This window comes from Bradyrhizobium sp. HKCCYLRH1030 (genome assembly GCF_051168395.1).
Classification (GTDB): Bacteria; Pseudomonadota; Alphaproteobacteria; order Rhizobiales; family Xanthobacteraceae; genus Bradyrhizobium.
The window spans coordinates 64,544-89,787 of sequence record NZ_JBNPUY010000007.1 but is presented as its reverse complement, the minus strand read 5'-3'; the positions used below and the strand labels follow the sequence as shown (position 1 = coordinate 89,787).

General features: G+C 65.7%; 22 protein-coding genes. 13 read left to right on the top strand and 9 right to left on the bottom strand.

Annotated features, from left to right (window positions below; all coding sequences use genetic code 11):
• The first annotated feature begins 144 nt into the window (after nt 1–144).
• From ACQR1E_RS21055 to ACQR1E_RS21040, 4 genes are read left to right on the top strand one after another with little or no spacing between them, the layout of a single operon-like run.
• Nucleotides 145–990: an ABC transporter ATP-binding protein gene (locus ACQR1E_RS21055; protein ID WP_315715604.1), complete on the top strand. Its 846-nt coding sequence runs from the start codon at nt 145–147 to the stop codon at nt 988–990.
• A complete protein-coding gene (locus tag ACQR1E_RS21050) occupies nt 987–1,763 on the top strand; it encodes an ABC transporter permease (RefSeq protein ID WP_315715605.1) in 777 nt (258 codons plus the stop codon). The genes ACQR1E_RS21055 and ACQR1E_RS21050 overlap by 4 nt, the downstream gene beginning before the upstream one ends.
• Nucleotides 1,760–2,521 carry an ABC transporter permease gene (locus tag ACQR1E_RS21045; protein ID WP_315752008.1) on the top strand — a complete coding sequence of 254 codons (762 nt, stop codon included), beginning with the start codon at nt 1,760–1,762 and terminating at the stop codon, nt 2,519–2,521. The genes ACQR1E_RS21050 and ACQR1E_RS21045 overlap by 4 nt, the downstream gene beginning before the upstream one ends.
• Nucleotides 2,522–2,552: 31 nt before the next feature.
• Nucleotides 2,553–3,599: a peptidase M29 gene (locus ACQR1E_RS21040; protein WP_315752007.1), complete on the top strand. Its 1,047-nt coding sequence runs from the start codon at nt 2,553–2,555 to the stop codon at nt 3,597–3,599.
• A 1,105-nt stretch (nt 3,600–4,704) separates the two neighbouring features.
• Here ACQR1E_RS21040 and ACQR1E_RS21035 read toward each other — a convergent pair.
• From ACQR1E_RS21035 to ACQR1E_RS21015, 5 genes are read right to left on the bottom strand one after another with little or no spacing between them, the layout of a single operon-like run.
• Nucleotides 4,705–5,691, bottom strand: coding sequence for a 3-hydroxybutyryl-CoA dehydrogenase (locus ACQR1E_RS21035; RefSeq protein ID WP_315752006.1), 987 nt, complete (start codon nt 5,689–5,691; stop codon nt 4,705–4,707).
• On the bottom strand, nt 5,688–6,782 hold the full coding sequence (locus tag ACQR1E_RS21030; RefSeq protein WP_315752005.1) for an NAD/NADP-dependent octopine/nopaline dehydrogenase family protein: 1,095 nt from the start codon (nt 6,780–6,782) through the stop codon (nt 5,688–5,690). Before ACQR1E_RS21030 ends, ACQR1E_RS21035 begins: the two co-directional genes overlap by 4 nt.
• A 19-nt stretch (nt 6,783–6,801) precedes the next feature.
• Nucleotides 6,802–8,316: a class I adenylate-forming enzyme family protein gene (locus tag ACQR1E_RS21025; RefSeq protein WP_315752004.1), complete on the bottom strand. Its 1,515-nt coding sequence runs from the start codon at nt 8,314–8,316 to the stop codon at nt 6,802–6,804.
• A 2-nt stretch (nt 8,317–8,318) separates the two neighbouring features.
• Nucleotides 8,319–9,605 (bottom strand): acyl-CoA dehydrogenase family protein, encoded by a 1,287-nt coding sequence (locus tag ACQR1E_RS21020; protein ID WP_316193351.1) that lies wholly within the window; start codon nt 9,603–9,605, stop codon nt 8,319–8,321.
• Complete coding sequence (locus ACQR1E_RS21015; protein ID WP_316174704.1) at nt 9,605–10,432, bottom strand: alpha/beta fold hydrolase; 828 nt, start codon at nt 10,430–10,432, stop codon at nt 9,605–9,607. Before ACQR1E_RS21015 ends, ACQR1E_RS21020 begins: the two co-directional genes overlap by 1 nt.
• A gap of 170 nt (nt 10,433–10,602) precedes the next feature.
• Here ACQR1E_RS21015 and ACQR1E_RS21010 point away from each other — a divergent pair, with 170 nt between their 5' ends.
• From ACQR1E_RS21010 to ACQR1E_RS20995, 4 genes are all read left to right on the top strand, one after another.
• The gene (locus ACQR1E_RS21010; protein WP_315715613.1) at nt 10,603–11,364 is read left to right on the top strand and encodes an SDR family NAD(P)-dependent oxidoreductase; all 762 of its coding nucleotides are present in this window, start codon (nt 10,603–10,605) and stop codon (nt 11,362–11,364) included.
• Between the two features lie 48 nt (nt 11,365–11,412).
• Entirely contained in the window at nt 11,413–12,249 is an 837-nt protein-coding gene (locus ACQR1E_RS21005) for an enoyl-CoA hydratase family protein (protein WP_315715614.1), read from the top strand.
• 87 nt (nt 12,250–12,336) lie between these two features.
• Nucleotides 12,337–14,685 (top strand): bifunctional salicylyl-CoA 5-hydroxylase/oxidoreductase, encoded by a 2,349-nt coding sequence (locus ACQR1E_RS21000; protein ID WP_434897520.1) that lies wholly within the window; start codon nt 12,337–12,339, stop codon nt 14,683–14,685.
• A 53-nt stretch (nt 14,686–14,738) separates the two neighbouring features.
• Nucleotides 14,739–15,986, top strand: a complete 1,248-nt coding sequence (locus ACQR1E_RS20995) for a flavin-dependent oxidoreductase (protein ID WP_434897519.1) — start codon at nt 14,739–14,741, stop codon at nt 15,984–15,986.
• 117 nt (nt 15,987–16,103) lie between these two features.
• Here the strand turns inward: ACQR1E_RS20995 and ACQR1E_RS20990 are convergent, their stop codons facing one another.
• Both ACQR1E_RS20990 and ACQR1E_RS20985 read right to left on the bottom strand, forming a co-directional pair.
• Nucleotides 16,104–16,562 carry a cupin domain-containing protein gene (locus ACQR1E_RS20990; RefSeq protein ID WP_315751999.1) on the bottom strand — a complete coding sequence of 153 codons (459 nt, stop codon included), beginning with the start codon at nt 16,560–16,562 and terminating at the stop codon, nt 16,104–16,106.
• Between the two features lie 20 nt (nt 16,563–16,582).
• On the bottom strand, nt 16,583–17,767 hold the full coding sequence (locus ACQR1E_RS20985) for an ABC transporter substrate-binding protein (protein WP_315715618.1): 1,185 nt from the start codon (nt 17,765–17,767) through the stop codon (nt 16,583–16,585).
• Between the two features lie 305 nt (nt 17,768–18,072).
• On the opposite strand from ACQR1E_RS20985, the gene ACQR1E_RS20980 reads away from it, so the two are divergent.
• The 4 genes from ACQR1E_RS20980 to ACQR1E_RS20965 all read left to right on the top strand — a co-directional run bounded on the left by ACQR1E_RS20980 (nt 18,073) and on the right by ACQR1E_RS20965 (nt 21,868).
• Entirely contained in the window at nt 18,073–18,567 is a 495-nt protein-coding gene (locus tag ACQR1E_RS20980; protein WP_315751998.1) for a MarR family winged helix-turn-helix transcriptional regulator, read from the top strand.
• Between the two features lie 165 nt (nt 18,568–18,732).
• Nucleotides 18,733–20,424 (top strand): benzoate-CoA ligase family protein, encoded by a 1,692-nt coding sequence (locus tag ACQR1E_RS20975; RefSeq protein ID WP_315751997.1) that lies wholly within the window; start codon nt 18,733–18,735, stop codon nt 20,422–20,424.
• A 21-nt stretch (nt 20,425–20,445) separates the two neighbouring features.
• Nucleotides 20,446–20,892: a RidA family protein gene (locus ACQR1E_RS20970; protein WP_315751996.1), complete on the top strand. Its 447-nt coding sequence runs from the start codon at nt 20,446–20,448 to the stop codon at nt 20,890–20,892.
• A gap of 700 nt (nt 20,893–21,592) precedes the next feature.
• Nucleotides 21,593–21,868, top strand: a complete 276-nt coding sequence (locus tag ACQR1E_RS20965) for a hypothetical protein (RefSeq protein ID WP_315715622.1) — start codon at nt 21,593–21,595, stop codon at nt 21,866–21,868.
• A 302-nt stretch (nt 21,869–22,170) separates the two neighbouring features.
• Here ACQR1E_RS20965 and ACQR1E_RS20960 read toward each other — a convergent pair whose 3' ends face one another.
• Complete coding sequence (locus tag ACQR1E_RS20960) at nt 22,171–23,544, bottom strand: vWA domain-containing protein (RefSeq protein WP_434872219.1); 1,374 nt, start codon at nt 23,542–23,544, stop codon at nt 22,171–22,173.
• 7 nt (nt 23,545–23,551) lie between these two features.
• Entirely contained in the window at nt 23,552–24,511 is a 960-nt protein-coding gene (locus tag ACQR1E_RS20955; RefSeq protein ID WP_315751994.1) for an AAA family ATPase, read from the bottom strand.
• A gap of 276 nt (nt 24,512–24,787) precedes the next feature.
• Here ACQR1E_RS20955 and ACQR1E_RS20950 point away from each other — a divergent pair, with 276 nt between their 5' ends.
• Entirely contained in the window at nt 24,788–25,201 is a 414-nt protein-coding gene (locus ACQR1E_RS20950) for a TspO/MBR family protein (protein ID WP_315752142.1), read from the top strand.
• Nucleotides 25,202–25,244 lie beyond the last annotated feature (43 nt).

The window sequence follows — 25,244 nt, the reverse complement described above, 5'->3', positions numbered from 1 at the left end:
CAGGGTTCTTGCTAATCTTTCCAGGTCCCAGTCATTCCGGGGCAATCGTCGAGGCGCATGTGGTTTAAAACGATCGTCTGCGGCAGTCTTCATGCGTGATATCACGGAGCCTCTAAGCGTGCTGCATCGGAAAGAGAAGCCGACATGGACGTGACCCCGATCCGACCCGGCCAGCTCGCGGGCACTCCGCTCGGCCGTCGCGCGGCCACGCCGATCATCGAGATCGATCACGTGTCGCAGGTGTTCAAGACCTCGTCGCGCCGCGACCACACCGCGCTGTCGGACATTTCGCTGACGGTCGGCGAGGGCGCCTTCGTCTCGATCCTCGGTCCCTCCGGCTGCGGCAAGTCGACCTTGCTCTACATCGTCGGTGGCTTCGTCAGCCCGACCAGCGGCACCGCGAAAATGAAGGGCAAGCCGATCACCGGTCCCGGCACCGATCGCGGCCCGGTGTTCCAGGAGTTCGCGCTGTTTCCCTGGAAGAGCGTGCTCGGCAACGTCATGTATGGTCCGCTGCAGCAGGGCAAGAAGCCGGCGAAGGCCGAGGCGCTCGCGCGGACTTTGCTCGCCATGGTCGGACTTACCGGCTTCGAGAAATTCTATCCCAAGGAGCTCTCCGGCGGCATGAAGCAGCGCGTCGCGCTGGCCCGCACGCTGGCCTACGGGCCGGAGGTGCTGCTGATGGACGAGCCGTTCGGCGCGCTCGACGCGCATACGCGCACGCGGCTGCAGAACGACCTGCTCGACATCTGGGAGCGCGACCGTAAGACGGTCCTGTTCGTGACCCACTCGGTCGAGGAAGCCGTGTTCCTGTCCGACAAGGTCGTCATGATGTCGCGCTCGCCCGGCCGAATCCGCGAGGTGATCGACATCGATCTGCCCCGGCCGCGCCGCCGCGAGGAACTGCTGCTGGACCCGCGCTATCAGAAATACATCGTCGACATCGAGCGCATGTTCGACGATTCCGGTGACAACGAGCTGCCGTCATGAATGGTCTGTCGAAGCCGCTCGCGCCGATTCTGGCCTGCTGCGGCCTGCTGCTGGCTTGGCAGCTCGCCTCGCTCGGGCTCAAGAACGACAGCTTCCCGACCGCGCTGGAATCGCTGCGCGCGATCCCGCCGATCCTCACCGACAAGGAATCCCTGATCAACATCATGGCCTCGCTGCGGCGGATGGCGATCGGCTTCGCGCTCGCGCTTGCGTTCTCGATTCCGCTCGGGTTGCTGATGGGGCGCAGCCGGTCGACCGCCGCCTTCTTCAATCCGCTGCTGATGCTGATCTACCCGGTGCCGAAGGCGGCGCTGATGCCGATCATCATGCTGTGGCTCGGCGTCGGCGACATCTCCAAGACGTTGGTGATCTTCCTCGGCGTCAGCCTTCCGGTGATCTACCACAGCTTCGAGGGCGCCAAGGCGGTCGAGGAGAAGATGCTGTGGTCGGGCGCGGCGATGGGACTCTCGGCCGGCGAGCGCCTGCTGCGCATCGTCCTGCCCGCAGCCTTGCCGGAGATCCTGACCGGCTGCCGTACCGGCCTGGTGCTGGCGCTGATCACGATGGTCACCAGCGAGATGATCGCGCGGCAGTCCGGCGCCGGCAACATCCTGTTCAACGCGCTCGACATGGGCCAGTACGACACGGTGTTCGCGATGATCATCATCATCGGCGCCATGGGCATCTGCCTCGATGCGGCGTTCGAGGTCGTCAGGCGCTGGCTGGTGCGCTGGTCCGAGCCGCAGTTCGACATGCCGCTGAGCTTCTCATGACGCGCACCTCCAACGACATCCTGCTGGGCGCCGCGCCGATCGTGCTGGTCCTGCTGCTGTGGCAGGGGCTGGTGTCGTTCGGCTACGCGCCGCCGACCCTGCTGCCGCCGCCGGGACAGGTGTTCCAGCGCATGGGCCAGCAACTCACCAGCGTCACCTTCCAGCAGGACATCGTGGCGACGCTGTTCCGGCTGTTCGCGGGCTTTGCGATCGCCGTGGTGCTCGGTGTTTCCCTGGGAATTGCCGCCGCGGTGAGCCCGCCTGTCAACGCCGCCGTCAAGCCGATCGTGCGCGTGCTGGCGCCGCTGCCGAAGGTCGCGCTCTATCCGGCCTTCCTGCTGCTGCTCGGCTTCGGCCACGAATCCAAGATCATGCTGGTGGCGGCGGATGCGCTGTTTCCGATCCTGCTGTCGAGCTATTACGGCGCCGCCACGGTCGAGCAGAAGCTGATCTGGTCGGCGCTCGCCGCCGGGACGCCGCCGCGCGACGTCCTGTGGAAGGTGGTGCTGCCGGCCGCGATGCCCTCGATCCTGACCGGTTGCCGCATCGGCCTCGTGATCTCCTGCATCGTCGTGTTCCTGGCCGAGATGATCACCTCGACCGACGGGCTCGGTCACGTGCTGGTGACCGCCGCGCGCACCTTCCAGGCCGTCGACATGTTCGTGCCGCTGATCACGATCTCGCTGCTGGGCCTCATTCTCAACGCCCTGCTGCAAGGCCTGCGCGCTTATCTGCTGCGCGGCTTCCCCTCGGTCTGATAACAACACAACGACAATCGGGAGAACGACCATGCTGGCGGATCGCATCGAGGCGAAATGGATCGACGCATTCTGTGAGATCTTCGAGCGCTGCGCCGTGAAGGCGGGCGACACCGCTGCGATCCTGTCGGAGACGCAGTCCCGGGCGCTGAACGTCCACATCGCCGAGCTGGCGTTGCTGCGGATGGGCGCGCGGCCGTTCCATGTCGTGGTGCCGACCCCGCGCAACAAGCATCCCGTTCCCGTCCGTTCGACCGGCGCGTCGGAGGCGATCGGCAAGCTCGGGCCGGTGGTCTCAGCGCTTCAGCAGGCCGGCTTCGTCGTCGACTGTACCATCGAAGGCCTGATGCATGCGGTGGAGACGCCGGAGATCCTGAAGGCCGGCGCGCGCATCCTGGTGATCTCCAACGAGCATCCCGAGGCGCTCGAGCGCATGGTGCCGGACTCGGCGCTCGAAAAGCGGGTGCGCGCCGCAGCCAAGATGCTGCGCGGAACCAAGCGGATGCGCGTGACGTCGAAGGCCGGCACCGACCTCGACGTGATCATGGAGGGCGCCTCCACCGTCGGCGTCTGGGGCTGGACCGATCGTCCGGGCACCCTGGCGCACTGGCCGGGTGGCATCGTCGTCAGCTTCCCCAAGAGCAAATCGGTCAACGGCACCATCGTGATGGCGCCCGGAGACATCAACCTCACCTTCAAGCGTTATCTGAGTTCGCCTGTCACGATGACCCTGCGCGACGACTACGTGACCGATCTGGCAGGCGAGGGCGCCGACGCAGCGATGATGCGATCTTATCTCGCGTCCTGGGGCGACCGCGAGGCATACGCCGTGTCGCATGTCGGCTGGGGCATGAACCCCGGCGCGCGCTACGAGGCGCTGGCCATGTACGACCAGCGCGACACCAACGGCACCGAGCTGCGCGCCGTCCCCGGCAACTTCCTGTTCTCCACCGGCGCCAACGAGTTTGCCGGCCGCTACACGGCGGGTCATTTCGACCTGCCGATGATGGGCACCACGATCGAGCTGGATGGGGTCGCCGTGATCAAGCACGGCGTGCTGCAGGATGTGTTCGGGTAGAGTCCTGCGCATTCTACTGGCGAGCTGCCGCCGCGGCGGTAGTGCGCTCCCCTCCCCCTTGCGGGGAGGGGGCGGGGGTGGGGGTCCCCATACGCTGAACTTCGTTGTGGGCACAACTGCTCGTACCCAAACCTCCACTGTGAGACGCGTGGGGCCGCAACACGCCGTCGGTTGATCGATGCAGGGCTCTTGTGCTCGTCGCTCCAAGCACAACTCGTGGACCCCCACCCCCAACCCCTCCCCGCAAGGGGGAGGGGAGCGCACCGTCCTCACGGGGCGGGCCGGCCCAAATGACAAGCGCCGAGACAGAATCATCCCGCTATTCTGTTAAAAATAATCTTCTTGCGATTTTTCGGAAATCATGGTTCTCTCTCTGCATCCCGCCTCACTGCGGAGGGGCGTTGCGCGCGATCGTCACGACACGCGAGGTGGGGATGCGATGGCCGCGAGAGATCGCAGCGTCTTCTTACGAGGGCGCGGACGAACGATCGCTCGCGGACGTGAAGTCGCAGCGTCCTGATACCCCGATGCTGGTATCAAGTCGCGTCGGCCTGAGTGCCGCGCGGTGATGGTGGCCAACAAGCCCGGCGCACCAGGGAGACTGCGTATAAGCGTTAGACCCATCGCGCAGGGAATGCCGGCGTGTTCGGCTTTGCCTGTGGTACCTGCCGCCTGCATTTTTTTCGCAGGCGGGCCATGGGTGAGGCCTTCACCCGGCATTCCCTGCGCCCTCTGCATGATTCGCGAGGGACCCATTCGATGCATGACTCGGGCGAGATGCGCCGCGAGAACGACCAGTTATGTCGTAGCTGTTTATTTGGCCCGCTGTTTGAGCCGTGAACCCACCCCACCCACCGCCGTCGGCGTTCGCCGGGACGACGTCGGAGTTCGTTGATGTCGTTGCGGTCAACATTCGCGAGAGGCGAAGATCACCGCAGCCGTAGGGCGGGCAAAGCGGCCACCCGCAGGGCGGTTGCGTGCCCACCGTAGATCCACGCAATCGGCGCGACTGGTGGGCACGGCGCGCGAGAGATCGTCACGATCCGGCGACGGCGTGGCGCGCCTTTGCCCACCTCACGGCTCCGTTGCTGCCGCGTGCTCCGCCTCAATCCACCACCGGCGGCCGGGCGAGCTTGAAATGCCGCAGCATCTCGACCAGCGCGCCGAGCCGCTGCTCGCGATAGGCCGCAACGTCCATGCCGGAATAATCGAGGAAGCCGGCGCCGGTGCGCAGGCCGATGCGGCCCTCGGCCATGTTGCGCTCGATCACTTCGGGTGCGCGGTAGCGGTCGCTGCCCAGCGCGCCTTCGAGGTAGCGGCTGGCGTAGTAGAGAATGTCACCGCCACCCCAGTCGATGAATTCGAGCAGGCCGAGCACCGCGTAGCGGAAGCCGAAGCCGTAGCGGATCGCCTTGTCGATCTCCTCGGCGCTGGCGACGCCTTCGTCGACCATGCGCGCCGCCTCGTTCATGGCGAGCGCCTGGATGCGCGGCACGATGAAGCCCGGCGTCGCCGCGCAGACCACCGGCACCTTGCCGATGTCTTCCAGTAGCGCCTTCAGCCGCGCGGTGACATCGGGATCGGTCGCCTTGCCCGGCGAGATCTCGACCAGCGGAATCAGATAGGCTGGATTGAGCCAGTGCGCATTCAGGAAGCGCTCAGGACGCTCCACCGCACCAGAGAGATCGTCGACCAGGATCGTCGATGTCGTCGAGGCGATGATGACGTCGGGCGCGACCGCGCGCGACGCCGCAGCCAGCACTTCGCGCTTGAGGTCGACGATCTCCGGCACGCCTTCGAACACCAGCGTGGTCTGTGCGAGGACATCGCCGCTCGAGCCGGCCGGCGCGACGGCGATCTTGTCCATCAGCTTGTTGGCGTCAGCGGCCTGCAGCATCCCGAGCCGCGCCAAGGTCGCGAATGTCGCGCCGACCTCGCCGAGCGCATCGCGCTGCAGGCTGGCGAACTCTTCCGCCGTGCGCGGCTTGATGTCGATCATCGTCACGGGATGGCCGGCATAGGCGAAGGCGACGGCGATGCCGCGGCCCATGCGGCCGGCGCCGAGGCAGGCGATATGACCGCGCGCGCTCATTGAGCAAATCCATCGCGCAGCAACGCCTGCAGTGCGGTCCGGTCGAGACCAGCCAGGCCGAGGCTCGCCAGCGTGCGTCCCGTTGCCATGAAATCCTCACCGCAGATCGCACCGCCGATGGCCAGGAAGGCGCGGGCGAGCGGCGTCGGCGTGCCGGTCAGCTCGGCGGCCGAGATCAGGAACGACAGGCCGAGCCTGAGATCCTCGCGCATGTAGCGGTGCTGCGTCAGCACGAGCTGCTCGCGCCAATCGCCGGAATCGGTCAACCGATCGTGCGAGCCGCGGCCATACATCCAGATCTCGCCCTCCTTGGCATAGTGATGCGCCAGCGGAAAATGCGGCGCGCCGTAGCCGAGCGCCTCGCGCACCGCGATCCGCTCCGCATCGAGCGCATCGGTAACGCGGCGGATCGAAGGTTGCGTGCCTTCCTTGTGAATGTCCCAGCGCTCGAAATGCTCGATGGGGCCGGCATTCATCACGATCAGCGGCGGATGGATGATGCAGCCGGCATTCATCAGAGCGCCCGACAGCGCATCGCCGCATGGCTCGATCACGCCGGGGAAGGCGCGGCCGATCACCGCGAGCGCGTGCTCCGCCGTCTTGAGAGGAAACACGCCGACCGGGAGCCGCTTGGCCCGGATGGTGATGGCAACCTCGAACGGGCCGTGCTTGCGCGTCAGCCAGGGCAGGGTGCCGGTCTCGGCGTAGCTGACGCTGGCTTCATTGCCGGCCTCGCGCGCCGCCGCTGCGAAGATCATGGTGCCGAAGGTCGCCGGGGGCAGGAACACGACCTGCCCATCGGCGAGATGCGGCGCCAGCAGGCGGGCGATGTCGGCTTGCGCGAAGGCCGGCGCCGGGCAGAGGATCAGCTCGGCACCGCTGATAGCCTCGCCGATGTCGGTCGTGACCAGCGCGAGCCGCGCCTCATGCCGGCCATTGACGTCCTTGACGACGATCGTCGAGCCCGCCGCGCGATGCTGCGCGACAGCGTCCGCATCGCGGCGCCACAGCCGGACCTCGTGACCTCCCAGCGCGAAATCGCCTGCCGCTGCAAAGGAGCCGTTGCCGCCGCCGAGCACTGCAATTTTCAAGAGTGCGTCTCCGTCTCGCTTATTTGGGGCCGTCGATCTGGCGCAGCAGATGGTGCTGCACCTTGCCGAGCGCAGTGCGCGGCAGGTCGTCGACGAACACGATGTCGCGCGGCACCTTGAAGCGCGCGAGCTGCGCCTGCAGATGCGCGCGCAAGGTGTCCACATCGAGCGCGCAGCCCTGGCGCCTGACGACGAACGCCACCGGCACCTCGTCCCAGCGCGGATCGGGCCGGCCGATCACGCCGCATTCGACGACGTCGGGATGCTCGCGGAGCACGCGCTCGATCTCGGCCGGATAGACGTTCTCGCCGCCGGAGATGATCATGTTGTTCTTGCGCTCGAGCACGAAGAAGTACCCCTCGGCATCGCGCTGGGCGATGTCGCCGGTGCGGTACCAGCCGTCATGGATCGCCTGTTGCGTGGCTTTGGCGTTGCCCCAATATTCGAAGAACAAATTGGGCCCGCGCACGGCGATCTCGCCCGCTTTGCCCGCCGGAAGCTCGTCGCCGTCTTTGTCGATGATCTTGGCCTCGCAGCACAGCCCGGGCAGGCCGGTCGAGCCTGCGCGCGAGAGGTCGCCGCCGAGCCGTGTGTAGACCGCGATCGGACAGGTCTCGGTCGAGCCATAGACCTGCAGCACCGGCACGCCGCGCGCCGTGATACGCTCGATCAGCGCTGGCGGCACGATGCTCGATCCGGTCGCAACAGCTCTCAGCGAGGACAGGTCCGTCGCGTTCCAATCGGGATGCTCGGTGACGGCCTGGATGGTTGCCGGCACCAGCACGGTCAATGTCGGCCGGTCGTTGACGATCGCTGCCAGCGTCGAATCCGGCGTGAAGCGGGCGTGCAGCGTGACGGTGGCGCCGTGATGCAGGGCCGGCGTGGTCTGGATGTTGAGGCCGCCGACATGGAACAGCGGCAGCACCGTCAGTACGTGATCATCGGAGGTCAGGCCATGCATGTGCTGGCTCATCACCCCGTTCCACAGCAGCGCCTCCTGCCGCAGCACCGCGCCCTTCGGCCGGCCCGTGGTGCCCGAGGTGTAGACGATCAGCAGCGGGCAGGAGAGATCGATGTGCGGGTTGCGGTCGTCGCCATGACCGCGCGCCAGCAGTTCATCGAGCGTCAGTCCGTCGGCCGGGGCAAAGTCGATGCCGACCGGCGCTGTCTCCGGGTGGCTCTCGGCCAGCGCCGGCAGCACCGGCGCGAACGCCTGCTCCAGCACCAGCACCTTGGCGGCAGCATCCGAGAGAATGAAGACCTGCTCGGCCACTGCAAGCCGCCAGTTCAACGGCACCAGGATCGCGCCGAGCCGCGCACAGGCATAGAGCAGGACCAGATAGTCCGGCCGGTTGAGGCTCAGAATCGCGACGCGGTCGCCACGTCCGACGCTGAACTCCGACTTGAGCGCGCGCGCCATCAGCGCGATGCGCTCGCTGAAATCGGCATAACTCTGCGTTACGCCATCGAAATGGATCGCCGGCTTGTCCGGCGTGAACGCCGCATTGCGCTCGATCAGGCTGCAGAGGTCCACGCTCAGTCGTCCGTCTCGCCGGGCTCGTACAGTGCCTCGCGGCCGATGCGGTCGAGGCACAATTCCGCGGTCCAGGGCAACATCAGGGAGCCGCAACGGCTGTCGCGATAGATGCGCTCCAGCGGCAGCGTCTTCAGCATCGATTGTCCGCCGCAGGTGCGGATGGCGAGCGCCGCCAGGTCATTGGCCCCCTCCATCACCGAGTACTGCGCCGCATAGGCGCGCAGCACCTGCTCCTTCGTCGGATTGGCGCGTGCCTCAGTGACGGCCTGGAACCAGATGCCTTTGATCTGTTCCAGCTTGATCTGCATCTGCGCGACCGCGATCTGCTTGGTCGGGTACATCCGCCGCTTGACCGGCGGCATGCCCGGCACCTCGCCGCGCAGATATTTGACGGTGAAGTCATACGCGGCCTGCGCCAGCCCCATATAGGTCGGCGACAGCGTCATGAACATGTGCGGCCAGCGCATCGCTGCCTGGAAGTAGACGCCGCGCGGCATCAAGGCGGCGTCCTCCGCAACGAAGACATCCTTGAACAGCAGTGTGCGTGACACCGTGCCGCGCATGCCCAGCGGATCCCAGTCACCGACGACAGAGACGCCCTCCGTTTTCGCCGGCACAGCGAGATAGAGCGTGTTGCGGCGGGACGCCTTCTCACCCTCGCTGACTTCGGTGCATAGCACTCCATAATAATCTGCGTGTCCGGCAAGCGAGGCGAAGATCTTCTTGCCGTTGATCAGCCAGCCGCCCTTGACCGGCTTGGCCTCGGTGCCGAACGCGACGCCGCCCGCTGCCGCCGCGCCGCCCTCCGAGAACGGCTGCGAATAGATCGCGCCGTCGTCGACGATGCGCTTGTAGTGGATCGCGCGCCGCCGCTCGTGCTCGGCGCGGACGTCCTCGTCCATGTCGAGATCGTCGGCGAGCGGTCCGGACCACAGGGTCGAGCAGACGTGCATGTTCCAGGTCAGCGCGGTGGCGCCGCAATAGCGGCCGATCTCGGCGGCGGTGAGTGCATAGGTCTGGTAGCCCGCACCGAGGCCGCCGAGAGCCTTGGGAACGGAGATGCCGAGCAGGCCCGCGCGATGCAGGTCCTTGTAGTTCTCAGTCGGAAAGCTCGCCTCGCGATCCCAGGTCGCGGCGCGGCCCGCCAGCACGCTCTGCCCGAGTTCCCGGGCCCGTGCGATGATGTCGGCCTGCTCGGCCGTGAGCCGATATGCCGCCGGATCGAACATCGGAGCATCGAGGGCTTCGCCGGAGGCTGTCGCCGTCTTCTGGACCGGGATCGTCATCATCTCTCCGCTGTCGCTGGTGTTGCACGTGCCGTCAGGAACGTATCGAGTGCGGCGTTGAAATCGCCGGGCCGTTCGAGATTGACGAGATGACCGGCGCCCTGAAGTTCGACGTAGTCGGACGAAGGAATGAAGCTCGCCATCTTCTCCATCATCGGCGCCGGCGCGTTGCGATCCTTCGAGCCCGAGAGCACCAGCGCCGGCACCTTGATGTCCTTCAAGGCTTGTCGCCGGTCGAAACCGAGCAGGGCCAGCATGCTGGCGCGATAGCTTGCCTCGGGTACGCCGGCCATGCAGGAGGTTGCAATTTCAAGGCCGCGCGGATCGGGATCGTCGCCGACCAACTCCTTGACCAGGTCCGGCGCCAGCGACGCCATCGTCGCGCCCCGATCGAGCGGGCCGAGGCGCGCCTCGATGAACGATTTCTGCCAGTCGCCGTCGGCCTTGCCGAAGGCCGGGCTGGTCTGAGCCAACACCACGGCTGCCGCGGCCTGCGGATGCGTCGTCAGCCATTCCTGTACGATCATTCCGCCGATGGAATGACCAACGAGGATCGGCTGCTTGGCGCCGATCTGGATCAGGAAATCTTGAAGCGCAGCGGCGAGCGTGGTGATGCTGACCATGTCGAGCCGTGCGGATCGGCCATAGCCCGGCATGTCCCAGGCCACCGCATGGCAGCGCTCGCCGAAATAATCGAGCTGACCACGCCATGCGCGCGCGGCACCACCGATGCCGTGCAGGAACACAACGCTCTGTTGCTCGGGCGTCCCCGATGCCTCGTAGCCGAAGCGGCCGTCCTTCGTGGTAAAGATTTGCGACGCAGGCACGCAGACCTCCGAGATATGCCCGAGGCCGCTACGTTGCTCGCTCCGGGCCCTTGAACGCTAGTCGCGGTAACCGAGGTGTCAAGCCGCTTCCGGCGTGTTGTTGCAAAAATTTGAAGTTTAAAATAACTTCCCCGTCGAGACCTGCCAACGAAATCAGAGGAGGCGCACGCATGTCCGGACTTCCGCAAGCCGCGCATGCGATGGTGACGGGGGGCGGGCGCGGCATCGGCCGCGAAATCGCGCGCGCCTTGAAGCTTGCGGGCGCAACCGTGACGATCGTCGGTCGCAACGGCGCAACGCTCGATGAGGCGGTCGCGGCCGGATGCGCGGATCACGCCGCAATCGCCGATGTTGCCGATCCGGCGGCGCTCAATGCCGCAGCCGCAAGCGCCGCCGCGCGTCGGCCGATCGACATCCTGATTGCCAATGCGGGAAGCGCAGAATCGGCGCCGTTCCTGAAATCCGACACCGCGCTGTTCCACCGCATGATGGACATCAACTTCATGGGCGTCGTCCACGCCGTGCAGGCGGTGCTGCCGGCGATGAAGGGCAGGCCCTATGGCAGGATTGTCGCCGTGGCGTCGACCGCGGGTCTCAAGGGCTATCCCTATGTCAGCGCGTACACCGCGGCCAAGCATGCGGTCGTCGGCCTCACGCGATCGCTGGCGCTGGAGCTGGCCGCGACGCGCGTCACGGTCAATGCCGTGTGTCCCGGCTTTACCGATACCGATCTTGTCGCGGAAAGCGTCGACAACATCATGAAAAAGACCGGCCGCAGCCGGGAGCAAGCGATCGCCGAACTTGCCAAGCACAATCCGCAGGGGCGTCTCATCACGCCGCAGGAGGTTGCCGACACCGTGCTGTGGCTGTGCGGCAGCGGTGCCGGTGCGATCACAGGGCAGGCGATCGCGGTTGCCGGCGGCGAAGTGTGAGCCGCAGCGCCCTGGCCTAACGAAGACAGTTGAACAGAGGGAGCTTACATGTCGAGACCGGCCAATCCCGTCACCGTGCCGCTGGCGGACTACAAGCCCAGCCATTTCCTGCTTGCGGTCAAGGATCGCGTCGCGACCGTGACGTTGAACCGGCCCGAGCGCAAGAACCCGCTGACCTTCGAGAGTTATCGCGAGCTGACCGACTTCTTCCGGGCCTGCGCGTTCGACGATGACGTCAAGGCGATCGTCGTGGCCGGTGCAGGCGGCAATTTCTCGTCCGGCGGCGACGTTTTCGAGATCATCGGTCCGCTGGTGAAGATGGACACTAAGGGCCTGACCGCGTTCACCCGCATGACCGGCGATCTGGTCAAGGCGATGCGCGCCTGTCCTCAGCCGGTCGTGGCTGCCGTGGAGGGCATCTGCGCCGGTGCGGGCGCGATCGTCGCGATGGCCTCGGATATCCGGCTCGCCACGACCGGTGCCAAGGTCGCCTTCCTGTTCAACAAGGTCGGCCTTGCCGGCTGCGACATGGGCGCCTGTGCGATCCTGCCGCGCATCATCGGCCAGTCGCGCGCCTCCGAGCTGCTCTACACCGGCCGCTTCATGAGCGCGGACGAAGGCGAGCGCTGGGGCTTCTTCAGCCGTATCGTTGCGCCGGCCGAAGTGCTGACCCAGGCGGTGACGCTGGCGACCGAGATCGCGAACGGTCCAACCTTCGCCAACACCATGACCAAGCGCATGCTGGCCATGGAATGGGCGATGTCGGTGGAGGAGGCGATCGAGGCGGAGGCAGTTGCCCAGGCCTTGTGCATGACAACAGAGGATTTCAATCGCGCTTTCGAAGCCTTCGCCGCCAAGTCCAAACCGGTCTTCCAGGGGAATTGAGCTGCTGCGGGAACCGAAGGGACTTGCCAGGAGATATTTTAGGTCTAAAATAATTTTCATTGGCTCGGCTCTCCAGTGGAGGCGCTCATGAAGATCGCGATCATCGGCGGCGGACCTGCCGGTCTCTATGCGGCGATATTGCTCAAGAAGCAGCGGCCCAGCGCCGACATCGCGGTCTACGAGCGCAACCGCGCCGACGATACGTTCGGCTTCGGCGTGGTGTTCTCCGACGCCACGCTCGACAATTTCGAGAAGCACGATCTGCCGAGCTACCAGCGGATCACCCAGGAGTTCGCCTACTGGGATGATATTGCCGTGCATTTCCGCGGCACGGTCCACCGGGTCGGCGGCAATGGTTTCTGCGGCTGCTCGCGCCGCACGCTGCTGCGAATCCTGCAGGAGCGAGCGCGCGAGCTGGGTGTGACCCTGCAGTTCGAGGTCGACCTCGAGGACGAGTCGCAATTCGCTGATGCGGATCTCCTGATCCTGTCTGACGGCATCAACAGTCGTTTCCGTCAGAAGTACGTCGATCACTTCCAGTCGGAGGTGGATCTGCGCGCCAACAAGTTCGCGTGGATGGGCTCGACCAAGCCGCTCGATGCCTTCACCTTCATCTTCCAGGAGACCGAGTGGGGTCCGTTCATCGCGCACGCCTACCAATACGAGGCGGGGCACTCGACCTGGATCTTCGAGACGGATCCGGAGACTTTTGAGCGGGCCGGCCTGACCGGGCTCGACGAGCGGCAGTCCGCCGACCGCATGAAGGAGATCTTCGGCTGGTTCCTCGGCGATCATCCGCTGCAGATCAACCGCTCGATGTGGCGCAATTTCCCGATGATCCGCAACAAGCGCTGGGTCAAGGACAACATGGTGCTGCTCGGTGACGCCAAGTCGACTGCGCATTTCTCGATCGGCTCGGGCACCAAGCTTGCGATGGAGGACGCGATCGCGCTGGCTGACGCCATGCAGCGCGCGCCCAACATTCCGGCGGCGCTCGATCTTTACGAGCATGGCCGGCGCGAGGAGGTCGAGAAGACCCAGCACGCCGCCGACGTGTCGCTGGTCTGGTTCGAGCACGTCGACCGCTTCTGGGATTTCGATCCGGTTCAGTTCGCGTTCGGCGTGATGACGCGCTCGAAAGCGATCACCTACGACAATCTCACTCTGCGCGCGCCGGACTTCGTGGCCGAGGTCGACAAGGCCTTCGCGCGCCAGGTGCGATCCAAGGGTTTTGACGTCGATGTCGACAAGCCGGTCGCGCCGATGTTCCAGCCGCTCAAGCTGCGCGAGATGACGCTCGCCAACCGCGCCGTGCTGTCGCCGATGTGCATGTACTCGGCCGAGGAGGGCGTGCCCGGCGATTTCCACCTCGTGCATTATGGCTCGCGGGCGATCGGCGGCGCTGGCCTGCTGTTCACCGAGATGACCTGCGTCAGCCGCGATGCGCGTATCACGCCTGGCTGCGCCGGCCTTTGGAACGATGCGCAGCAAGCGGCGTGGAAGCGCATCGTCGATTTCGTTCATGCGAACTCGCGGGCGAAGTTCGCGCTGCAGCTCGGCCACGCCGGCCGCAAGGGCGCGACCAAGTTGATGTGGGACGGTATGGACCGTCCGCTGGAGCAGGGCGGCTGGGACATCGTGTCGGCGTCGCCGCTGCCGTACTTCCCGGACAGCCGGGTGCCGCGCGAGCTCGACCGCGCGGCGATGGATGCAATCAAGGCCGACTTCGTCGCTGCGGCCGAGCGTGGCAACCGCTGCGGATTCGACATGCTCGAACTGCACTGCGCCCACGGCTATTTGCTCGCCAGCTTCATCTCGCCGTTGACCAACAAGCGTACCGACGACTATGGCGGCGCGCTGGAGAACCGGCTGCGCTTCCCGCTGGAAGTGTTCGCGGCGATGCGCGCGGCGTGGCCGGCGCACAAGCCGATGTCGGTGCGCATCTCCGCCACCGACTGGGCCGACGGCGGCGTCACTGGTGACGACGCGGTGCTGATCGCCCGCGCGTTCGGCGAGGCCGGCGTCGATCTCGTCGATGTCTCGACCGGCCAGACCGTGTGCGAGGCCAAGCCGATCTACGGCCGCATGTTCCAGACGCCGTTCTCCGATCAGGTCCGCAATGAGGCTGATGTCGCGACCATGTGCGTCGGTAACATCACCTCGGCCGACCAGGTCAACACCATCCTGGCCGCCGGCCGCGCCGATCTCGTCGCGCTCGGCCGTCCGCATCTGGTCGACCCCGCCTTCACGATGAAGGCCGCGGCCTGGTACGGCGCCGACATGTTCTGTCCGCCGCAATATCTTCCGGGCAAGGAGCAAATCTTCCGTAACAGCGTCCGCGATCGGCAGGATTTCGAGGAGCTGAAGATTAAGGCTAAGCCGAAAACGCGGGCCGAGCTGACGGCAGAGGCTGCGAAGCCGCTTGCGGCGGAGTAAGGCTCCGTGCCACGCTGCTGCCCGGTACGAGAAGTACGAGTGGAGTAGAGGCGATGAAGGCGATCATCGTTGGCGGCGGTATCGGCGGATTGACCACGGCCCTGATGCTGCGGGCGCGCGGCATCGACTGTGAGCTGTTCGAGCAGGCGGATGCAATCCGCGAGCTCGGTGTCGGCATCAACACCCTGCCGCACGCGATCCGGGAGCTCGCCCAGCTCGGGCTGCTCGACCGGCTCGACGAAGTCGCCATCCGGACCTATGAGCTGTTCTACTTGACTCGGCGCGGCCAGGAGGTCTGGCACGAGACCCGCGGGCTCGACGCCGGCCACGACGTGCCGCAATTCTCGATTCACCGCGGCCGTCTGCAGAGCGTGATCCATCAGGCGGTGATGCAGCGGCTCGGGCCTGAGAAGGTCCACACCGGCTGCCGGCTCGGCTCGTTCACCCAGGACGAGGGCGGTGTGACCGCCTATTTCTTCGACCGCACCGGCGCTCATGTTCACACCGTCCGCGGGGACGTCCTGATCGGCGCCGACGGCATTCATTCCAAGGTCCGGCAGACGCTGTTCCCCAATGAGGGCGCGCCGTGCTGGAACGGCCTGATGCTGTGGCGCGGCGCCACCGACTGGCCGGTGTTCCTGACCGGGCGGTCGATGATCATCGCCGGCGGCCTGAGCGCCAAGGCGGTGATCTATCCGATCGCCGAGGGCTCGAGCCCCGCGACCCGCCTCACCAACTGGGCCGTGCTGGTGCGCATCGGCGATGCCAACACCGCGCCGCCGCGGCGTGAGGACTGGTCGCGGCTCGGCAAGACGGATGAGCTGATGCCGCATGTCAACGGCTTCTCCATTCCCCAGGTCGACTTCGCCGCGATGGTGCGGGCGACGCCGGAGTTCTGGGAATATCCCTGCTGCGACCGCGATCCGCTGTCGTACTGGTCGAGCGGCCGCGTCACCTTGTTGGGCGATGCCGCGCATCCGATGTACCCGGTCGGCTCCAATGGCGCCTCGCAGGCCATTCTCGATGCCCGCGCGCTCGCCGATGCCTTGGCCCGCTCCGAGCATCCGCGCCAGGCGCTGATGGCCTATGAGCAGAAGCGGCTGCCGATGACCGCCGAGATCGTCGCGTCGAACCGCCGCGGCGGCCCCGAGGGCGTCATCGATGCCGTCGAGCAGCTCGCGCCGCAAGGCTTCACGGACATCAACACCATCCTCAACTACGAGGCCCGAGAGGGTATCGTGCGCGGTTATGCGAGCCGGGCCGGCTTTGCCGCGCGGATGGTAACGCGGCAGGCGTCGTAGCAACGATCTGAGACTGCCCGAACGGCTGCCCCTCACCCCAGCCCTCTCCCCGTGAGGACGGGGAGAGGGAGCGCGCTACGTTCTGCGCAACAGTTCGAAACAAGCGCCAGATCAGACTCACGCCCCCGGAGGCGGGGGCAGAAAGTGGATGTTGTGCTCGGCGGCGAGCTTCACCACGTCGTCCGGGTTCTGCTCGCGCATGTTGTGGATCGCCCAGAACAGCTCGTAGAGCCGCCGCGTCGGCGACACCCAGAACAGCGTCTTTGCCGTCTGCTGCGACTTGTTGAAGATGCCGTGCGGCTTGCCCATCGGCAGCCGCACCGTGTCGCCGGCGGTGGCGTATTCCTCGGCGCCGTCCAGGAAGAAGTCGAGCCGTCCTTCGAGGATGTAGAGATACTCGTCCTGGTCGGGGTGGATGTGCGGCGGCACGAAGGTGCCTACCGGGAACGTCGCGTGCCAGGAGAAGCTGTGCTCGGTGCGGTTCTTCGGCACATAGACCTGGCCGAGAATGTTCCAGGAGATGCCCTGGATGCCCTCATTGGCCCGGGTGATGCCGGCGATTTCCGGATGGTTCATGTCGTTTTCGCTCCCTGCTGTTACTTGGCCGCGCAATCCTTGGCGTAGCGGTCGGCGTAGTTTTCAAACACCTTCTGCACGATCTCGGTCTGGAACTTGCCGTCCGGCCGCTTGGCGACCTTGGTCAGATAGAAGTCCTGGATCGGATAGCCGTTGGTGTTGAACTTGAAGTTACCGCGCAGCGAGGCAAAATCGGCCTTCTTCAGCGCCGCGGCCACTGCATCCTTGTTGCTGAGGTTGCCGCCGACCGCCTTCACGGCGCTGTCGATCAGCAGCGCAGCGTCATAGGCCTGCATCGCGTAGGTGCCGGGCACGCTGTTGTAGGCGGCCTCGTAGCCGGCGACGAACTTCTTGCTCTGCGGATTGTCGAAATTGGGCGCCCAGTTGGCGCCGCCGAACATTCCGACCGCGGCATCCTGCTGCGCAGGGAGCGTGGATTCGTCGACCGTGAAGGCCGAGAGCACCGGAATGGTGTCGGCAAGGCCGGCCTGCTTGAACTGCTTGACGAGGTTCACGCCCATGCCACCCGGCATGAAGGTGAACACGGCGTCCGGCTTCTGCGAGGAGATCTTGGACAGTTCAGGCTGGAAGTCGAGCGTGTTGAGCGGAACGTAGGACTCTTCGACGATCTCGCCCTTGTAGTCGAGCTTGAAGCCGGCGACGGAATCGCGCCCGGCCTGATAGTTCGGAACCAGCAGATACATCTTCTTGTAGCCGCGGTCCTGCGCGACCTTGCCGAGAACGGCATGCACCTGGTCGTTCTGGTACGAGGTCACGTAGAAGTAGGGGCTGCACTCCTTGCCGGCGTAGCTGGACGGACCGGCATTCGGGCTGATCAGGAACGTCTTGTTCTCGGTGACCGGCCGGTGGATCGCCTGCAGCATGTTGGAGAAGATCGGACCGACGACGAAGTCGACCTTGTCACGCTCGAGCAGGCCCTTGACCTTGGTGATCGCGGCGTCCGGCTTCAGCTCGTCGTCGGCGACGACCACCTCGACGTCCTTGCCGCCCATCTTGCCGCCGAGGTCCTTGATGGCAAGGTTGAAGCCGTCGCGGACCTGGCCGCCGAGCGCGGCGGCGGGGCCGGAGAGGGTGACGATGACGCCGATCTTGATCTTGTCGTCGGCCAGCGCCGGCTGGGCGAGCAGGCTCGCGGCAATGCCAAGACCGACGCCGAGACCGGCCAGCTTCGAACTCATTTTCATGACAACTCCCCCGGGATGCGGAAATTCAGGTTTATGTTTTTTGCACATGACCAAACGATGGGCCAGACCGCAGCTTGGTCACAAGCCTAGTCTGATGACGCCCTCAGCTGCAAGCGAGCTGCTTGCGGAAGGGGCAGTTTCGGCACGCATGCAAGCGCCGCGCCAATTGCTTGAAGGTTAAAGGAATTGCCGTCTCATCGTCCTGCGCAAAATGACGGTACATTTTTCCTTGCTCCCAGGAGGTCCTGAAGGTCAAACTCACGAGCCTCGCCAGACGAGGCTGAACGTGCCCAAGTGATTCCGTCATGACGCTTGATTCCGAGACCAAGGCCGTCGAGCTGCCCGAGGACCATGCCGAGGAGCTGCGGCTGTGGCTGCGCCTGCTCACCTGTACGACCCTGATCGAAGGCGAGATCCGCAGCCGGCTGCGCGAGCGTTTCGACGTGACCCTGCCGCGTTTCGACCTGATGGCGCAGCTCGACAAGGCGCCTGATGGCATGACCCTGTCCGACGTCTCCAAGCGCATGATGGTCTCGAACGGCAACGTCACCGGACTGGTCGAGCGCCTCGTCGAATCCGGCCATCTGGATCGCCGCACCTCCGACACCGACCGCCGCGTCCAGGTGATCCGGCTGACCAAGCTCGGCCGCGCCGAATTCCGCAAGATGGCGGCCGAGCACGAGACCTGGATCGCGGACATCTTCGGCGATCTCACGGAGAAGGACGTGCGCGAGTTGATGCGGCTGCTCGCCAAGACCAAGGGGTCGGCGCAGAAGGCCGTGCAGCGCCGGCAGGATTGAAGCGGGCCTGACAGGACGTCGCAGGCCACGCTGCCACGCGCGGCAGGCGCTCAAACAATTTGCGGGCAGTGCACAATCTTCGGCTCTTGCGCCTAGATGTTTTAAGTCTAAAATGTTTAGGACTGAAACGTGCCGGGCGTCCTTCCCTTCAGACAGGAGCGTGTGATGGCCACTGCCGCCAAGGTTCAGCAGCCGGAGAGCGCCAGCGCGCATGCGCATAGCGCCCACGTCGACACCTTCGCCCAGGACAATCTGCCGCCGCGTGAGCTGTGGCCAGACTTCGTCTTCAGCCGGCCCGAATTCCAGTATCCGCCGCGGCTGAACTGCGTGACGCATTTCGTCGATCGCTGGGTCAAGGAGGGGCGGGGCGATGCGCCATGCATCATCAGCGCTGACATCAGCTACACGTATCGCGAGCTGCAGGCACTGGTGAACAGGATCGCCAACGTCCTGGTCGGCAAGCTCGGTCTCGTGCCCGGCGGCCGCGTGCTGCTCCGCTCCGCAAACAATCCGATGATGGTTGCCACCTATCTGGCCGTCATCAAGGCCGGCGGCATCGTGGTCGCCACCATGCCGCTGCTGCGCGCCAAGGAGCTGTCCTATCCGATCCAGAAGGCGCAGATCGCGCTGGCCTTGTGCGACGGCAAGCTGGCCGACGAGATGGAAAAGACCCGCCCGATCGCGCCGGCGCTGAAGCAGGTGGTCTATTGGGGCAACGGCCAGCCCAACGCGCTGGAGGCGCTGATCGCCGATGCCAGCCCGGAGTTCACCGCGGTCGATACCGCCTCCGACGATCTCTGCCTGATCGCATTCACCTCCGGTACGACCGGCGATCCCAAGGGCACCATGCATTTCCACCGCGACATGCTCGCGGTGTGCGACGGCTACGCCCGCAACGTGCTGCGCGCCAGCCAGAGCGACCGCTTCATCGGCACCGCACCGCTCGCCTTCACCTTCGGTTTCGGCGGCGTGCTGTTTCCGATGCACATCGGGGCATCCTACGTCGTGCTGGAAAAGACCTCGCCGGACGATCTGCTCGCGGCCATCGAGCGCTACAAGGCCACCATCTGCTTCACGGCGCCGACCGCCTATCGGGCGATGCTGAGCAAGCTCGAGGGGCGCGACATCTCCTCGCTGCGCAAATGCGTCTCCGCCGGTGAGACCCTGCCGAAGCCGACCTTCGACGCCTGGCTGAAGGCGACCGGGCTGAAGCTGATGGACGGCATCGGCTCGACCGAGATGCTGCATATCTTCATCAGTGCCGTCGAGGACGAGATCCGTCCCGGCGCCACCGGCAAGCCGGTGCCGGGCTACGAGGCCAAGATCGTCGACGACGAGGGCCACGACGTGCCGCCGGGCACGATGGGGCGGCTCGCGGTGCGGGGTCCCACCGGCTGCCGCTATCTCGCCGACGAGCGTCAGCGCAAATACGTCCAGAACGGCTGGAATGTCACCGGCGACACCTATGTGATGGATGAGGACGGCTACTTCTGGTATCAGTCGCGCTCTGACGACATGATCGTCTCGTCCGGCTACAACATCGCCGGCACCGACGTCGAGGCGGCGCTGTTGACGCATGCGGCGGTCGCCGAATGCGGCGTCGTCGGTGCTCCCGACGACGCGCGCGGAATGGTCGTGAAGGCGTATGTCGTGCTGGCGCCGGGGGTAGAAGGCACGCCGGCGCTGGTGGCCGAGCTGCAGGAGCATGTCAAACGCGAGATCGCGCCGTACAAATATCCGCGCGCGATCGAGTTCGTGACGCAACTGCCCAAGACCGAGACCGGCAAGCTGAAGCGGTTCGCCCTGCGGCAGATCGCGCAGGCTGCCGCTACGCCGTCGCCCGGCGCGGCCTCGTAGGAGAGACAAGGAGAGACGTTCGTGAGCACGACCAAGGCGCCCACGCTGGCCGTGGTGAAGCAGGATGAGGCCGAGGGCATGCGCGTTCTGCAGCCGAGCGGCTGGCCGATGCCGAAGGGTTACGCCAACGGCATCAGTGCCGAGGGGCGCATCGTCGTCACCGGCGGCGTGATCGGCTGGGACGCGAGCGAGACGCTCGCCGGTGGCTTCGTGGCGCAGGTGCGGCAGGCGCTGGAAAACATCGCCGCGATCCTGGCTGAAGGCAATGCGCGTCCGGAGCACCTGGTGCGGCTGACCTGGTACGTCGTCGACATGGATGAGTATCTCGGCAATTTGAGGGAGCTTGGGAAGATCTATCGCGAGATCTTTGGCAGTCATTATCCCGCGATGGCCCTGGTGCAGGTCGTCAGGCTGGTCGAGAAGGCCGCGCGGGTGGAGATCGAGGCGACTGCGGTGGTGCCGCGCTGAGGGCGCGTGCTGCCGGCAGGGGCTGGTCTTTGATCGGTCGAATTGGAATGTGACATCGCGTTCTCGCGGCTGGTCGGCCCGAGCTTTGCTGGTCGATCACCCCCGGCGAAAATCGAGGGCGCAGGGAAGGCCGGGTGTCCACCACACCCGCGGCCCCCGTGCGACAGAAAATGCACGGGGCAGGAACCACAGGTGGGCCGAACATGCCGGCCTTCCCTGCGCGATGTTTGACGGCTTATACGTGGTCTCCCTGGTGCGCCGGGCTTGTTGGCCACCATGATCCGCGCGATGCACTGAGCATCGTCGCGAACGTGATACCAGCGTCGGGGTATCAGGACATCACGACTTCACCGTACGCCACGACATCACTCGTCCGCGCAACAAGCGCATGATGCAACGGCGTCCACCGCGGCCTGCCCCACGTATCGTGACGACGCGTACGCCCCTCTTCGCCTGGGCAGGTTGGGCGCAAGCATCGTCGTGATTTGCCCGACGGCACAAGGCCAGCGCGCTGCGACATGGTAACGCGACGGGCAGTCACACAAGACATCACAGTTCGCAGGCATGTCGCTTCGTTAGTGGAACAATTGTGGTCGTCTGATGATCCTGTCGCCGAATGAACGACTTGGGATCGCCATGTCGCAGACATCAACCTGTTCGAGCGTGACGGCGCAGTGGCGGGTGAGAGCAGGGGGCGGACTTGGACTGGAAACTCTTCGTGACGACGGCGCTGGCCGCCGGCATCGGCGCCGCGGCCGGCGCGCTGGCATTGGCGACGGCCGGGGGCGGCGGCATCGAGCATCAGGCCGACGCCAAGATGCTGGAAATCGGCGTCGCCATCCTGCGCGAGCCGGCGCGGGTGGATGACGATCCGATGCGGTCGTGGGCCGTGCGGGTGGTCGAGAAGAAGTCGGGTGTGACTTTTACAGATCAGCAGCGCGCGGCGTTGCTGAAGCGCGCCGCGGGGGGACGGTAGCTCCGCTCCCGGTGCGTAGGGTGGGCAAAGGCGCGCCCTGATCGCGATTGTTTTTTGGCACGGTCTGATCGCGCCGTGCCCGCCGTTGTTCGCGGATGGTCCGCCGGTGGGCACGCGATCGTGCGGCTTACTCCGCACGACGGCTTTGTCCACCCTACGAACTTATGGCGTCATTGCGAGGAGCGCAGCGACGAAGCAATCCAGAGTCGCGCACTCGGCCCTGGATTGCTTCCGCCTTCGCCCGAGAGGGCTTCGGCGGACACGTCGCTGCGCTCGCAATGACGCGTGGGGAGAGCGGAGTGCTACTGATACGCCGAGACGATGTCGCTCACAGCGCGTTCCAATTGCTGAGCTGTCGCGCAGGGGCGCACGACGTTGCAGAAGGTCTGGTAGCGCGGCATCTCTGAATCGCCCCAGCCCCAGGTCATGCGGCCCTCTGGATTGAGCCAGACCACGCGCTTGGCACGTTCGGAGATGGCTTTGAGGATGTCGGCGCGTGGGTCGAGCTTGTTGCTGCGGGCATCACCCAGAATGATCACGGTGGTCTGTGGCGTCACCGACGACATGAACTGCTTCTCGAAATCCACCAGCGAGGAGCCGTAGTCGGACGAGCCGAAGCCGACCTTGTGCATGATCTCGGCCATGGCCTCCTCGGCCGGCTTCTGCTCAAGGATCTCGCTGACCTCGATCAGGTGGCCGGAGAACGCGAACGAGCGAACATCGCTGACGACGTCGTGCAGGCTGTGGATCAGCAGCAGGAAGAAATCCGAGACGCGGGCGACGGAGCCCGAGACGTCGCACAGCGCGACGATCTTCGGGCGGTCGCGGTGCCGGCGCTTCCACGCGGTGAGGAAGGGCACGCTGCCCCAGGCCGCGTTGCGGCGGAGCGTGCGGCGGACGTCGAGATGGCCGCGGCGCTGGCGCTTGCGCGGCTTCGCATAGCGCTCGCGCAGGCGGCGCGCGATCTGCCGGATCAGCGCCCGCATCTCCGCGACCTGGCGCGGCTCGATCCGCGACAGCTGCGCGTTGCGCAGGATCTCGTGGCGAAGGTTCTCGGTCTCCTCGCGGCCGTACAGCGCGAGCGCCTGCGCGACCGCATCGCGCACGGTGTCGCGCAGGCCGTCGAGCCCGGCCTGCAGCCGCTCCGCCAACGCCGGATTGGTCTCGGTGAGCCTATCGAGATCGTCGCGCAGCCGCTGGATCCCCATCGTCTCCAGCATGCGGCTGGAGAACAGGCCGCGCTGGGTGAAGTAGCGGATCTCCGACAGCCCGACGGCGCTGGACGCGTTGGCGATCGCGGCCGAGATGTCAGCCGTGTTCTGCGCCAGCAGCATCTGGGCAAGAGCGCCGAGCTCCGCGTCCGCCTCACCGCCGATCGGCTCTCCGGATGGCGGGGCCGACTGGGCCTCATTCGACGCCGCGTCCTGCTGCGTCTCGTCATTCGCCTCGGCCTGCGCCGGATCGACATGGGCGAAGAACAGGTCGAAGCAGGCGCCGAGCGCCTTCTTCTCGTCCTCGCTCTTGGCGAGCGTCAGCAGCAGGCTGTCGCGCAGCACCGTGCGATCGGCGAGACCGACGCTCGCCACAGCGCGCATCGCGTCGATGCTCTCGGCCGGCGACACGTGCACGCCGGCGCCGCGCGCCGCCCGAAAGAACCGATACAGGTTCTCCTGCATGAGAGCCTCACCCGAAGATGTTCTGGCGCTGCGCCTTGGCGACGAAGGTCGTCACCTGCGGCAGCGCCACCTCGATGTCGGACTCGTATTTCAAGAGCACGTTGAGCGTATCCTTCACCACGTCATGGCCGAGCTCGGCCGCCTGCAGCAGCACCAGCACGCGCGCCCAGTCGATGGTCTCGCTGACCGACGGCTGCTTCTTCAGGTCGAGCGTTCTGACGTCGTGGATGAAGGCCACGAGCTGCCGGCGCAGATTCTGCGAGATGCCGGGCACGCGGCTCTCGACGATGCGCTCTTCCAGCCGCTGCTCGGGGAAGCCGATGTGCAGATGCAGGCAGCGCCGCTTCAGGGCGTCGCCGAGATTGCGCTCGGAGTTGGAGGTCAGGATCACGGTCGGCGGCTTGGCGGCGGCGATGCTGCCGAGCTCGGGGATCGTGACCTGGAAGTCCGAAAGGATCTCCAGCAGCAGCGACTCGAACTCGGCGTCGGACTTGTCGATCTCGTCGATCAGCAGCACGCAGCCGTTGGGCTCGAGCAGCGCCTGCAGCAGCGGCCGCGGCTCGACGAACTCCTTGGAGAAGAACACGTCGCCGAAATCGTGCAGCTGGCCGAGCGCCGCATGCAAGGTCTGAGCGCCGCCGAGCACCTCGCCGAGCTTGTCCTTCAGGATCTGGGTGTAGAGCAGCTGCTTGGCGTATTTCCACTCATACAGCGCCTTGGCCTCGTCGAGCCCCTCATAACATTGCAGCCGGATCATCTTGAGGCCGCGCCAGGCGGCGATCGCCTTGGCAAGCTCGGTCTTGCCGACGCCGGCTGGGCCCTCGACCAGGATCGGCTTGTCGATCGCCTGCGACAGGTAGACGGCGGTGGCGATCTGGCGGCTGGCGATATAGCCCTCGGCGGCGAGGCCGGCTTCGACGGCCGCGATCGAGGCGATGGCTGAAGAGGGGGCCGGGGAATCAGCCACTGACGAAACTCCGTTTCCTGGTATCAGGACCCGGCGCAGATGTGATCGGCGTTCCGGTCCCTGGACGTTGGTGGTCAGGCGAAAACCCTGACTTTTCCTCGCATTGTGTTATGTCCTGGCTACGCGTCCCGGGCAGCCCTGTCCAGTGCGCGCGTGGGTGCCTCGGCCGCATGGCTGCCGGTCGCCAGCGGACCGGACCGAGAACCTCCTCCTGCAAATCACGCCGAGCGGAATATGAACCGATCCATCCTGCATCTCCTCGTCCTGCTGGTTCTCGTGGTCGGAGGCGGCTGGATCATCGGCGCCTCCAACATGCCCGGCGCCTGGTACGGCTCGCTCAACAAGCCTTGGTTCACCCCGCCCGGCTGGCTGTTTCCGATCGCCTGGACGGTGCTCTACGTCATGATCGCGGTCGCCGGCTGGCGCACCTATGAGCGGGTCGAAAGCGGTGCGGTGATGCAGGTGTGGTGGGGACAGCTAGTGCTGAACTTCGCCTGGTCGCCGGTGTTCTTCACCGCGCATCTGATGTGGGTCGCGTTCGCGATCATCGCCAGCATGTTCGTGCTGATCGTGACCTTCATCGTGATGCAATGGCGCGAGGACCGGATCGCGGCGCTGCTGCTCGTGCCCTATGCCTGTTGGGTCGCGTTCGCGTCGGCGCTGAATTTCTCGGTGAACGTGCTGAATTGAGATGAGGCGGCTGATGGGGCGACGCTGTCAACAATCGGGTGTG